General features: G+C 37.6%; 14 protein-coding genes. All 14 read right to left on the bottom strand.

Annotated elements, in window-relative coordinates; translation table 11 throughout:
• Positions 1–208: 208 nt before the first annotated feature.
• The 14 genes from aroA to ACE38V_RS04155 all read right to left on the bottom strand — a co-directional run bounded on the left by aroA (position 209) and on the right by ACE38V_RS04155 (position 12,875).
• On the bottom strand, positions 209–1,492 hold the full coding sequence (aroA, locus tag ACE38V_RS04220; protein WP_375840134.1) for a 3-phosphoshikimate 1-carboxyvinyltransferase: 1,284 nt from the start codon (positions 1,490–1,492) through the stop codon (positions 209–211).
• A gap of 57 nt (positions 1,493–1,549) precedes the next feature.
• Positions 1,550–2,656, bottom strand: coding sequence for a prephenate dehydrogenase (locus ACE38V_RS04215; protein WP_375839934.1), 1,107 nt, complete (start codon positions 2,654–2,656; stop codon positions 1,550–1,552).
• Positions 2,657–2,692: 36 nt separating this feature from the next.
• Positions 2,693–3,793, bottom strand: coding sequence for a histidinol-phosphate transaminase (hisC, locus tag ACE38V_RS04210; protein WP_375839933.1), 1,101 nt, complete (start codon positions 3,791–3,793; stop codon positions 2,693–2,695).
• Positions 3,794–3,896: 103 nt separating this feature from the next.
• A complete protein-coding gene (aroH, locus tag ACE38V_RS04205) occupies positions 3,897–4,271 on the bottom strand; it encodes a chorismate mutase (RefSeq protein WP_375839932.1) in 375 nt (124 codons plus the stop codon).
• A complete protein-coding gene (aroB, locus tag ACE38V_RS04200; RefSeq protein WP_375839931.1) occupies positions 4,264–5,364 on the bottom strand; it encodes a 3-dehydroquinate synthase in 1,101 nt (366 codons plus the stop codon). The genes aroH and aroB overlap by 8 nt, the downstream gene beginning before the upstream one ends.
• Entirely contained in the window at positions 5,364–6,536 is a 1,173-nt protein-coding gene (aroC, locus tag ACE38V_RS04195; protein ID WP_375839930.1) for a chorismate synthase, read from the bottom strand. Before aroC ends, aroB begins: the two co-directional genes overlap by 1 nt.
• Positions 6,537–7,072: 536 nt before the next feature.
• Positions 7,073–7,846 carry a CheR family methyltransferase gene (locus ACE38V_RS04190; RefSeq protein ID WP_375839928.1) on the bottom strand — a complete coding sequence of 258 codons (774 nt, stop codon included), beginning with the start codon at positions 7,844–7,846 and terminating at the stop codon, positions 7,073–7,075.
• Positions 7,847–8,007: 161 nt separating this feature from the next.
• Positions 8,008–8,454 (bottom strand): nucleoside-diphosphate kinase, encoded by a 447-nt coding sequence (gene ndk / locus ACE38V_RS04185; RefSeq protein WP_375839927.1) that lies wholly within the window; start codon positions 8,452–8,454, stop codon positions 8,008–8,010.
• Positions 8,455–8,547: 93 nt separating this feature from the next.
• The gene (gene hepT / locus ACE38V_RS04180; protein WP_375839926.1) at positions 8,548–9,510 is read right to left on the bottom strand and encodes a heptaprenyl diphosphate synthase component II; all 963 of its coding nucleotides are present in this window, start codon (positions 9,508–9,510) and stop codon (positions 8,548–8,550) included.
• A gap of 89 nt (positions 9,511–9,599) precedes the next feature.
• Entirely contained in the window at positions 9,600–10,301 is a 702-nt protein-coding gene (locus ACE38V_RS04175) for a demethylmenaquinone methyltransferase (RefSeq protein ID WP_375839925.1), read from the bottom strand.
• Positions 10,302–10,308: 7 nt separating this feature from the next.
• Positions 10,309–11,127 carry a heptaprenyl diphosphate synthase component 1 gene (locus ACE38V_RS04170; protein ID WP_375839924.1) on the bottom strand — a complete coding sequence of 273 codons (819 nt, stop codon included), beginning with the start codon at positions 11,125–11,127 and terminating at the stop codon, positions 10,309–10,311.
• A gap of 213 nt (positions 11,128–11,340) precedes the next feature.
• Positions 11,341–11,577 (bottom strand): trp RNA-binding attenuation protein MtrB, encoded by a 237-nt coding sequence (gene mtrB, locus ACE38V_RS04165; protein ID WP_375839923.1) that lies wholly within the window; start codon positions 11,575–11,577, stop codon positions 11,341–11,343.
• A 99-nt stretch (positions 11,578–11,676) separates the two neighbouring features.
• The gene (folE, locus tag ACE38V_RS04160; RefSeq protein ID WP_375839922.1) at positions 11,677–12,243 is read right to left on the bottom strand and encodes a GTP cyclohydrolase I FolE; all 567 of its coding nucleotides are present in this window, start codon (positions 12,241–12,243) and stop codon (positions 11,677–11,679) included.
• Positions 12,244–12,602: 359 nt separating this feature from the next.
• Positions 12,603–12,875, bottom strand: a complete 273-nt coding sequence (locus ACE38V_RS04155) for an HU family DNA-binding protein (RefSeq protein ID WP_256239942.1) — start codon at positions 12,873–12,875, stop codon at positions 12,603–12,605.
• Positions 12,876–13,171 lie beyond the last annotated feature (296 nt).

The raw sequence follows: 13,171 nt of genomic DNA, 5'->3' as shown, positions 1-13,171 counted from the left end.
TTTAAAATTCAGCCATACTGTCTAAAATAAGCGCTTATTTCGAACACAATTGCCTTAAAATTCAATTTAGGTTTCAAATAGGCTCGTGATTCCCCGCCACAAATGCCTTTGAATGAATTCAGGACAATCTGAATGGACCTCTAACTTATTTATGCCAAAAGCAACAAAGTTTACGAAAAAAACCTAAAAAAAATAGCTAGCTTCACAATCACAAATCCATTAGACGATGTAAATCAGCAAAAAAAGTCGGATAGGAGACTGAAATTGCCTCGCTGTTTTCAAGATACACCTTTTCTTTACATACTAAAGCAGCAATCGCGAGCATCATCCCGATTCTATGATCGCCGTGACTAGAAACCACTCCACCTGATAATGAACTCTTTCCATAGATAATCATGCCGTCAGAAGTTGCCTCAATTTTAGCACCAAGCTTAGATAACTCATTAACAACCGTATCAATTCGATTCGTTTCCTTTACCTTTAATTCCTCAGCATCTTTAATGATTGTCGTCCCTTCAGCCTGTGTTGCCAAAAGGGCAATGATAGGGATTTCATCGATTAATCGAGGAATCATATCGCCTTCAATCACGGTTCCCTTTATCCTTGAACTGCGAATGATCATATCGCCACATGGTTCAAAAAGTTCTTCTTCATTTCCTTCAATCGTGAAATCCACCCCCATCTCTGTGAGAACATCTAGAATTCCTGTTCTGGTTGGATTAAGGCCGACGTTTTTTAACTTTATTTCACTTTTTGAGAGAATCGCTCCTGCCACCAGAAAAAAGGCCGCTGAAGAGATATCACCCGGAACATGAATATGCGTACCTTTCAGGGGCTGGCCGCCTTCCACTTCCATAATCTTACCGTCTACCTTTAGGTTACCTCCAAATTTTCGAATCATCCGTTCTGTATGATCTCTGGTTTTAGCAGGCTCAATAATCCTTGTAGTACCTCTCGCTTGCAGGCCAGCAAATAATAATGAGGATTTCACCTGAGCACTTGCTACCGGCATGGTATATTCCATTCCTTTTAATGCCGCTCCTCGAACAGATAATGGTGTGTATTTTCCATCCTGTCTGCCATCAATTTTGGCACCCATTATACTTAATGGCTTCGTAACCCTTGTCATTGGTCTTTTCCCAATGGATTGATCTCCAACTAAGCTTGAAAAGAAGGGTCTTCCTGCCAGGATTCCCAGTAATAATCGAATCGTAGTTCCGGAATTTCCGACATCTAAGACTTCTTCCGATTCCATTAACCCTTCAAAGCCTTTTCCTTCGATTGCAACTTCCTGTCCCTGCTGCTCAATGTGAACCCCTAGCTTTTTAAAACATGAAATGGTACTTAGACAGTCATCCCCTAATAAAAAATTACTGACCGTCGTCCTTCCATCGGCAATCGCACCAAACATGATAGAACGATGTGAAATAGATTTATCTCCAGGAACGCTTATCTCGCCCTTCAGTTGCTCTGCGTTAGTTCGCAATTCTATTTTTTCCATTCGAACCCCCCTCAATTATAAAAAATGTAACATTTATTTTTTCAAGACTTAAGGCTCTATCGAGGTTTCATAATTGGAATAATGCCTGATACATTGATCAGCACGAAGGCGATCTTCCTCTGTTTGAAAACTAATCACAAGCACTCCGTTAATATCCTCTCTGGTTTCAAGAATGCGAATATTGACAATGCTAATACTTTCTTTTGCAAGAAACCCAGTAATTTCAGAAATAATCCCTGGGTAATCCGGAATATCAACAAATAATTCGTAAAAGGCCGGGATTGCTCCTTTTTCCTTTTGCGGTAGCTCATCTCGAAATTGTTTCGCCTGAAAAAAATATTGATAAATGGCGTCCTCATTCTCGTTTTCAAGCATGGTGGTGATTTTTGTCATCTCATGCTGCCATTTTTGCAATAATTGGAGCAGTACGCTCCTATTTTGCAGAAGGATATCCTTCCACATCGTTGGGCTGCTTGATGCAATCCTTGTTATATCACGAAATCCCCCTGCAGCAAGCCTTGTAACAAGCTTCTGATTCTGGCTTGTTTGCTCTGCTTGATGAACAAGGGATGCTGCAATCACATGTGGAAAATGACTAATCACACCCGTTAAATAATCATGTTCCTCTGGAGTAACAACTAAAAACTTCGCTTTTGTCCCCATTAACCAAGTTTGTAGTTGCTCCATTTTCTCTTGTTGAGTAGTTTCCTCAGGAGTTAATAAATAAAAGGCATTTTCAAATAAAAGCGCTTTTGCAGCACTCACACCACTTTTATGAGAGCCTGCCATAGGATGCCCGCCAATAAATGTAAGTCCTTTTTCCTTTAAACACTCTGCAGCACTAACAATCTCCATTTTTGTACTGCCTGCATCCGTGATAATCACATTTTTCTTTAATTCTATGGAACAAAGTAAATCAATGATTTTTACTGATTCCTTCACTGGTGTGGAAATCACAATTAAATCTGCTTCCTTTGCTCCTTGCTCAATTGACTCCGCAATTGAATCAATAACCCCTAGCATTTTTGCAAGCTTACATTGTTCATGATTTATATCATACCCAATGAGAACCGAATCTTTATGCGCTTCTTTTATACAAAGGGCAATTGAACCGCCAATCAATCCCAACCCAATGACAAACACTTGACCCCTCAAGGGAAAACACCCACTTTTTGTTAACAAATAGCAAATTTAAGAATGTGCTTTAATTTGAGATACATATTCTTTTAATAATTGGATTAAACCTTCATTTTGTTCTTTTGAACCGACTGTAATTCTAACTGACGTAGGAAATCCTAATGCATTTCCTGAACGAACGATATAGCCTCTTTCAATTAAATATTGGAAAACTTCATTTCCTTCTCTATCAAAATCAATTAATATAAAATTGGCTTGAGAAGGAAAATAGTTCAATCCATTTTCTTCACAAAAATCATAATACTGCTGTAAGCCTTCCCGATTTGCTTTGCGGCAGGAATTCACAAAGGCTTGATCCTTTATCGCATTTGCCGCAACCAATTGCCCTAATGTATTTGTATTAAATGGACCTCTTGCAGGTTCAAGGGCACGGATGACATCGGGATGACTTACCCCATACCCTACACGGAAACTGGCAAGGCCATATATTTTGGAGAAGGTCCTTAACACAATTAAGTTTTGATAATCCTTTAACAACTCAATGGAATTATAGTAATCCTCTGCAACTACATATTCGTAATAAGCTTCATCAAGGACAACAAGCGTAGATTTTGGCACCATATTTAAAAAGTTAATCAACTTATCTTCCGGAATATAGGCTCCGGTAGGATTATTCGGACTGCAGAGCCAAACTACATTTGTCTTATCGTCAATCGCATTCAACATCGCAGTCAAATCGTGCTCCCCATCAATTAAAGGAATCTCTCTTATGCTTTTTGCTCCATCGATTATAGCATTATGTTTATACTGTGAAAATGTTGGCGTAGCCATGACCGTATTGTATCTTTCATCGAGCAGTGCTCGAGAAATAATTTGGATAATTTCATCAGAACCATTTCCAAAAATCAATTGATCCGGTTGAACTTTTAAAAATTTCGCCAATTGAAATCGAAATTCGGTTGCATAGCCATCTGGATATTTTTCAAAATGAGCAGCCTTTTGTAAAACTTCCAACACTACCTTTGAACACCCAAACGGATTCTCATTTGAAGCTAGTTTTGTAATATCCTTTAACCCGTATTGTCTCTTTACCTCTCCAATTGTTTTACCAGGTTGATATGGAGTTAAAGTCAATAATTGTTCTTTCCATCTCATTGGTTTCACCTCATTATAGAGCATTAAAGTTTATTTCCGATACGCTTTAAAGCGTTAAAGTATATTTATTTTATCATACTTACAATAATGTGGCGAATTTTTTTCATTTGTCATCATCATGTTTTAAATCCGGCCGTAAGCAAGTTGCTTCCTCTAAGTATACATGTTGAATATCCTTCTGATGTTGGTAGGTATTGACGTGAACCATAATACGAATGCAATGTGTTAAAGAATCTTTTACGGGAATTTCACGCATGCACATAACAGGAACAAAAGTCCAACCCTCTAGAGAGCGGATCGCTTTAGCTGGAAACGCTGCATCAATATCATCCGTTACAGAAATGAAAACAGAAGCAACATTATCCGGTTCAATTTTATTTTGAGCAATCATTTCCTTCATCAATTGTTCCGTTGCTGATAAAATTTCTTGTTCAAAGTTTTCAGGTACCGTTGTAGCTCCTCTTACTCCTCTAATCATTCATCTTCTCTCCCTTTACCTTAAACTCTTCAAGCTTTTGTAAAAGCAACACATCCTGCACCTCAACCATTTTTGGTACTCCGATTTTTTCTAGAAGGACAAAATGAACATTTTGACCAACAGACTTCTTGTCTAATTTCATCCTGTTTAATAGCTTGTTATTATCAAGTTGCTTTGGTAAATCAATCCTATATCCCAGTTTTCTTAACCAATCTTCCAATTGCTGATGATTAAAATCTAAATCCAATAATTCAGAGCTTAAACGAAGGGCAAAAATAGTTCCGATGGCCACAGCCTCACCATGGGTAATTTGCCCATATCCTAACTCTGCTTCTATTGCATGACCAAGGGTATGCCCCAGGTTAAGAAATGCCCGTACCCCTGTTTCCTTTTCATCCTCAGCAACAATGGAACCCTTGATTCTCATGCCCTGCTCAAGAAAATAGGCCAGATGATCGGAAGAAAGGGAGTCTAATGAATCAATATGAGTTAAAAGCCATTGGTAAAATTGTCCATCTGCGATTAACGCTTCTTTAAACACCTCTGCGAAACCAGATCTTTTTTCCTTTTGTGGTAATGTCCCTAAAAAGTTTAAATCATAAATCACAGCCTCTGGCTGATGAAATACTCCAATTAGATTTTTCCCAAGTGGATGGTTGATCGCTACTTTTCCCCCGACTGCACTATCATGTGCTAAAATGGTAGTCGGAATCTGGACAAACGGAATTCCCCTCATAAAGGTTCCTGCGACAAATCCGCTAACATCTCCAACTGCCCCTCCACCTAAGGAAAGAATCATGGACTTTCGATCTAATTTCTGTTCTAAGGCAAATGTTAGAAGTTGATAATAGACTTCAAAGGTTTTTGCTTTTTCTCCATTTGGCACAACATAGGAAACAATAGATTGAAAATCCTGTAATTGTTCTATAAAGGATTCAAAGTGTAGCTGATGAATATGTTCATCTGTGATAATAAAGAGTTTGGTTAGACTAGGAAAATTATCTTTAAGAAAAGGAGCTAATAATTCACTAGCTCCATGACCGATCATTGTTGGGTATTGTTTCGATTGAGTTCGAATTGTAATTGTTTTCATTAAAATTCCCTCGCATATTGACGTTGGCGATCAATTGATTCTTTTAATGTTTCAAATCTATCAGAATAAAATTGTTCCACTAGTGCAGAGGCAAGCTCCCATGCCACAACATTTTCAGCAACCACAGCTGCCGCAGGAACTGCACAGCTATCGGAACGTTCAATACTAGCTGTAAACGGCTCCTTAGAATCGATATCCACACTTTGCAATGGCTTATACAATGTCGGGATTGGTTTCATTACACCTCTTACGACAATTGGCATCCCTGTTGTCATTCCCCCTTCGAACCCCCCAAGGCGGTTGGTTCTTCGGGAATATCCTGATTTCTCATCCCAAATAATTTCATCGTGGACCTCACTGCCCGGCTTGCTAGCAGCTTCAAAACCAATGCCAAATTCTACCCCTTTAAAAGCATTGATGCTGACAAATGCACCCGCAATTTTTGCATCTAACTTTCGGTCATAATGAACATAACTGCCCACACCGGCAGGCATTCCTTCGATGACGACTTCAACGATTCCCCCAATAGAATCTCCATTTGCCTTCGCATCATCAATCGCCTTCATCATTTGAACTTCTGCTAACGGGTCTAAACAACGAACTGGTGACTTTTCGGTTATCTCTTGAACTTCTTTAAGAGAGGAATATGTATGGACGTTTGACCTCACTCCGCCAATTTCGAGCACATGGGACGCAACCTCTATTCCTAAAAGCGATAACAACTTTTTAGCTACAGCCCCTGCTGCAACTCGTACTGTCGTTTCGCGGGCTGATGAACGTTCTAAGACATTTCTCATATCCCGATGACCGTATTTTATGGCACCATTTAGATCCGCATGCCCTGGTCTTGGTCGCGTAATTTTACGTTTGATCTCTTCTTCCTCATCGGAATCAACGGGATCCTGACCCATGATTTTCGTCCAATGCTTCCAATCGTTGTTCTCGACAACTAATGAAACAGGTGATCCTAATGTATATCCATGTCTAATTCCACCTGTCATTTGAACCAAATCCCTTTCGATTTGCATTCTTCTACCTCGACCATGCCCCTTTTGTCTTCTTAGTAATTCGTTATTAATGTCTTCCTTTGTCAAAGGCATTCCTGCAGGCAATCCTTCGATAATAGTTGTTAATTGTGGTCCATGGGACTCACCGGCTGTTAAGTATCGCAAAACTCTTTCCCCCTTCAACTTATTAAAGGATTATGTACCAATATATCATACAGATACAAGAAAAAATAGTAAAATTAAATACGGAAAACTAGATTACGAATTTTTTGAGATTTATGTCATTTTATCACGAGGTTCGTCCTTTGACCAATCTGTTTTCATCCAACAATTGATCCATTCCCACCTGCAAAAAAGATGAGAATGAAAAAAAGGGGTGTCTCAAAAGTATATTTTTTGGGGATACCTCTTTTTGTTTGGTTCTCTTAAATTGTTCCGTTGATTTCCGTTCCAGGCGCTTCGCTTTCCGCGGGCGTGACGGGGAGCCTCCTCGTCGCTAACGCTCCTGCGGGGTCTCCCCTGCCCCTTATTCCCGCAGGAGTCTTCGCGCCTTCCACTCCAATCAACTCAGAGAAAAAAATTAGAATGAACTTTATATAAATAGAAAATGATTCCATTTTGTATAATGACTAACAAATAAAAAAGGGCTAAACCCTAAAAATTCGCTTTTAACGATTCTTTAGGGACAGCCTCCTGTCGTTTTATTTTCTTCGATAAAAAAAAGTATCTTCTGTTTCTAGCTGATAAAGTCCCGGATTAAAGATTTGTTCTGTACTGCCAACAAAGAAAATACCTCCTGGTTTTAACGCTGTGCTAAATTTCTTATAAAGGCCATCCTTGGCTTCTTCTGTAAAATAAATTAAAACATTGCGACAAACAATCAAATCGAATGGCCCGCCAAAGGAATCAGCAAGAAGATTTTGTTTTCGAAACGTGACGGTTTTCTTTATTTCATCCGCAACCTGATGAAAACTGCCATCCTGAGTGAAAAATTTTCGTTTAATATCCTGAGGAACTTCATTTAGCGAACGTTCTGGGTAGATAGCCTTTTTGGCTCTTTCAAGAACAATTTCATCAATATCAGTGGCAAGTATATCGATTTGTGGCATAGGAATAAATTTGGACAGAATCATCGCAATTGTATAGGGCTCTTCCCCAGTAGAGCATGCTGCACTCCAAATTTTTAAGCGCTTATTCTTCTCTAACATTTTGGGAAGGATTTTTTTTTCTAAGACTTCCCATCTTTTCGCGTTCCGATAAAATTCCGAAACGTTAATCGTCATCCGATCAAGAAATTCTTGTAATAATTCTGCTTCCTTACTTACTCCATTATAGAAATCTTGAAATGTATGAAAGCCCCTTTTTTCGTATAGAGATGTTAATCTACGTTTCATCTGTGCTTCTTTATATTGGGATAAATCTATTCCTGTCTTTTTCTTGATATTTTGAATAAATAGTTGATAATCATCAGCCATTTGTGTTTCTCCTCTAATTTTTTATCCAACATGACAATTATAACGAAAAATAGGTGATGCATATCAATAATTTAAAAAGCCTTTTCATCATTTTACTTAGGAAAGTACTTGAATCCGTTTACAAAAAAATACTTGTACAAAGTACAAGTATTTTTTGCTAATTAGTAAACCCATTCACTTATGAGCTTAGAATAATCAACTAATTCCACTTCTTTAAAAAATAAACCAATTTCTCTTTCTGCACTTTCTGGTGAATCAGAGCCATGAATTACATTTTTTCCAACGGTAGCTGCGTAATCACCGCGAATTGTTCCAGGCTCGGCATCCTTAGGGTTTGTTGAACCCATCATTTTCCTTGCCGTTGAAATGACTTCTTCGCCTTCCCAAACCATTGCAAATACAGGACCTGATGTAATAAATTCTACTAATTCACCGAAGAAAGGACGTTCCTTATGCTCTCCATAATGTTGTTCGGCTAATTCATTAGTGATTTGCATTAATTTAGCCCCAACAAGACGAAAGCCTTTCTTTTCAAAGCGAGAAACAATCTCACCTACTAAATTTCTCTGAACTCCATCTGGTTTAACCATTAAAAATGTTTTTTCCATTTGTTCCACTCCTAAAACTCTATGTATATAAATCATCTAACTACTAGATAACCCACGAAAATATTATCATTGTTTCGAAAATTTAGCAATATCCTAAAATTTTCGTTTTCCAATAAAATTCGCAATATCCTTTAGAGCTCGTTTGGCTTTATTCTGTGGAAGTTCATCAATGATGGCAAGAGCCTTATTTAAATAATGATCACTGACAGCAACCGATTTTTTAATCGAATCTGATTGTTTAATTAACGCAATGATCTGATCGATTTCCCCACGTGTTGTATGTTCATGAACCTTGCAAATTCTTGAGTGAATTTCTTCATCCTCCATAGCAAAAAGCACCGGAAGTGTTATATTTCCTTGCAGTAAATCCCCTCCTGCAGGTTTGCCCAATTCCTTCTCATTTCCAGTAAAATCCAGAATATCATCGATGATTTGATAGCTCATACCAACATAATAACCAAAGCGGGATAATTTCTGTTGAACATTTTTCTCTACATCGGCGGCAATAGCTCCTAATTGGCAGCTTGCTGCAATTAGTAACGCTGTTTTCCGTTTAATTCTTCGAAAATAATCCTTAATATTTTGATCAAATCGATATTTATCTTTTATTTGTTCAATCTCACCAATTGTTAATTCGACCATCGTATTAGATAAGATTCTATGTGCCTCAGGATTTTCGATTTTCGTCATCAATTCAAGTGCTCGAGCAAAAATATAGTCACCTGTATACATTGCTACTTTATTGTCCCATTTTGTATTAATCGTAGGTCTGCCGCGCCTTAATTCAGCGTCATCAATCACATCATCATGAACAAGGGAAGCCATATGAATCAGTTCAAGAGCAACCGCAACATTCTTTATTCTATTGATATCATACTGACCGAATTTTCCAGATAATAATACAAAAATAGGGCGAATCCTTTTCCCCCCAGCTTTGATTAATTGCAAGGATGCTTGATGCAATATGGGAGAATCAGCATGAATCGTTTCCTCAAGTGTTTTTTCAATTATATTAATATCCTGGTTTAAAAATGATAACATCATTTGTAATTTCATATGACTTCACCCTGGTTAAAAAAATCCTGTCACTTATATTCCGCATTTTATTCATTTATGAATATTTTCACAAATTTATCCATTTCATCCTATTTGCTTCCAAAATGAACAGCTGCCGCCCCACCACTGTACGGCTTATAGGTAACTTTCTTAAAGCCCGCCTGTTTAAACATTTTAGCAAGTTCTTTCATACCTGGAAAATCCCGGGCAGATTCCTGTAGCCAAGAATATTCCTCATAGCTCTTCGCAAATAATTTTCCAAACATTGGCATAATAAACCGAAAATAAAAATGAAATAGCTGTTTATAGCCAAACAAGGTTGGCTGTGAAGTTTCAAGACAAACAGCTAATCCGCCCGGTTTCAAGACCCGATTCATTTCTTTCAATACTTGCAGGTAGTCCGGTACGTTCCTTAGCCCAAATCCAATGGTCACATAATCAAATGTACCATCTTCAAAGGGAAGTTCCATCGCATTTCCTTGAACTAATTTAACTTGATCCAATTTTAAATTGGCGACCTTTTCTTGGCCAATCTTTAACATGTTTTGGCTAAAATCTAAACCGATTACTTCACCTGAAGTGCCCACCGCATTAGCTAAAGCAATCGTCCAGTCTGCGGTACCGCAACAAACATCAAGGGCCTTCTTACCTTTTTGAACATTCATTCGACTCATGGTATCCTTCCGCCATCTAAGATGTTGCTTAAAACTAATCACCGAGTTCATCTTATCATAATTATCAGAAATACTTTCAAAGACATGATGGACACGTTCTTCCTTTGATTGCTGCATAATGTTCTTACCCTTCCTCCGCAAGCGTTCTAGCTAATTGTTTATTCTCGAATAATAAGGATTGAATGGTTTGTTGGAGCGATTCATTTATAAAAGGAATCTTCAGGCTTTCCATTTCAACCTGTGAAGCAATCAGCTCAATATAATAATCACAAATTAAGGCGTTGGAATTTGGCTCACCCATCAAGCTATTGTTCACCTGCTCACAATTGTTGGATTGGATTAATCGATTCATCCCTTCGATCACAATCGAATTTCCCCTTTGAAGAAAATACTTTCTCTCCGCTAATAATCTTTTAAGGAGAAGAAAGTTTTGCACAAATGGATTCCATGATGAACAGTGAAAAAAATGATTAATCTTTGTAAACAATGCTGATTCAATTTTTTTGACGCATTCCATTAAATCATCCATATGTTTAAATTCTTTTTGATATAGATTAATTTTTTGTTCATTGACATCTTTAATGCCTTCAGCAAGAATCCGAATTAAATCAATATCCTTATTCTCAGCGAGGATTTTGTAATAAAGACCACTATAGTAGTCACCTGCTAAAACCGTTAACTGGAGATTCCTTTGTTCCTGATTTTCATCTGTTTTTACTGTGTCGTGGGTATCAAGGGCTATTTGAATCAGCATTGTCGTAACAGCATAAGTTTCAAGTTGATTCTTCGTAAGACCTAGTTTTTGTAGCATAGAAGTGAGGATAAGCAATTTCTGCTGATCTATTTTTGGTGACGTAATAAAGCGAATTAAGTAAGGATGTAGTACCCTTTTTTCTATCTGCTTTTTTACATGATTAAAAGTATCTTGAATCGTCAAAGTCATCACCCTTGTTTCCCCTAAGTTCTATTTATGTATTCCTATGTTTTGTATTCGTATCTTCTCTAACAGTATCTATTCAACCATTGAATTCATTATCGAATATATGTAATTATTTCATTTATATCAAACACAGACTTGACAATTATATCATAAAAGCGAACATCATAGTGATGATTATAAGAATAAAAAAATGATTCCTTTCTGTTATCAATCTGATTATTTTTTTGATTCACTCTCTATTTCACCATGAGATGTAATAATTTGCGCATTTCCTCTTACTTTCATTGCAGAAGTATGTTCAGTAAATTGAGCAATCATGACTTCCCCTTTGTCAAGCTTCTCTGAGTGGTGAAAACGGGTATCAGAACCTCTCGTTAACCCAATGACATTTACTCCATCTTCCATAGCCTTAATTACAATATATTCTCCAGTTAAACTTGATTTATTATCCATCATTTCACCTCAGTGTCTCACTAGAAATTCCTTCATTTTTTTAGTGCAAATCTCTTGAAAAGGCTAAAAGAAAACCATCTTCCAGCCTTCGATTGACCTTTATTCTTTAATTAGTGCCAAGATTTCAGATCTTGCGATGGCATCCTTAGCTAATGTACCTCTAACTGCGGATGTAACGGTCTTTGAGCCAGGTTTTTTGACCCCTCTCATCGTCATACACATATGCTCTGCTTCTACAACCACCATCACTCCATGAGGATCAAGCTTTTCCATAATTGCATCCGCAACCGTTGATGTAATCCTTTCTTGAAGCTGAGGTCTTTTCGCAACAGCTTCCACGGCTCTCGCAAGCTTGCTCAATCCTGTCACTCTGCCATTTCTCGGAATATAGGCAACATGTGCACTCCCAAAGAAAGGAACTAAATGATGCTCACACATTGAATAAAAGGGAATGTCTTTTACTAAGACAACCTCTTCATGATCCTCTCCAAAGATTGTTTCAAAATATTCCTTTGGATCCTGATTCATTCCACTAAAAACTTCTTCATACATTTTTGCTACTCGCTTCGGTGTATCTAATAGTCCTTCACGATTCGGGTTCTCTCCGATTGCTTCTAATATTAAACGTACCGCCTCTTCTATCTGGGCACGATTTACATTTGACATGATTCTTCCTCCTAAGATGATTCCTACTTAACATTTTTAATATTAGCACAATCATTTCAGTCCAAGCAAAGTTGAAGTTTTTATTTTTATCCCACTCTTAACGGACAGTAAGACTCCCACTTCAAGATTCTGAGAATACGAAGAAGATAAGTGGGAGATCAACTGTCCGTAAAGGTCCGATAAGTTCAACTAACCATCAGTGGGGGATGAATAGCAGACTAAAAACGCGACGTCAATCGCGACGTCTGCGCTAGCACGTCCTGTGCGTCGAAAACCCCCACTGATGGAAGTTTCACTTTATATAACAAAAAGGTTGCGATGACTCGCAACCTTTTGTGAAAGCTTAAAGTTTTATGTAATTATTTAACTGCATCTTTAAGCGCTTTACCTGGTTTAAATGCAGGAACTTTGCTTGCAGCAATTTCAATTTCTTCCCCAGTTTGAGGATTACGACCTTTACGTGCAGCACGTTCGCGAACTTCAAAGTTACCAAAACCGATTAATTGTACTTTGTCACCATCTTTTAAAGCATTTAAAATGGAATCGAATACAGCATCAACGGCTTTAGTAGCGTCTTTCTTAGATAATTCACTAGCTTCTGCAACTGCGTTAATTAATTCTGTCTTGTTCATGCCATTCACCTCCTCCCAAAAACTAGATAAAATAAGGAATCTTATCTTCATTTCTAAACAAAAAACTGGAATTTTATTCGTTGCGATAAAATTTTTAAGAGAACTTGTCTTATATTAAAATAGAAGACCAAAAAAATCAACTTTTTTGGTGATAAAACCTTTATTCACAAGGCTTCAAGACCCGTCGCAACAGTAATTCTGATAAAAGATTATCACAATAAACTTGGCATATCAAGAAAATTTCTTGTTTTGTGGGATTCTTTTCTTATTTTTCATCAAATTCCTATTAATTTTCC

Source organism: Cytobacillus sp. Hz8 (assembly GCF_042263505.1).
Lineage (GTDB): Bacteria > Bacillota > Bacilli > Bacillales > Cytobacillaceae > Bacillus_BE.
Note: the sequence above shows the minus strand (reverse complement) of the source record. Positions and strands in the feature narration are given on the sequence as shown.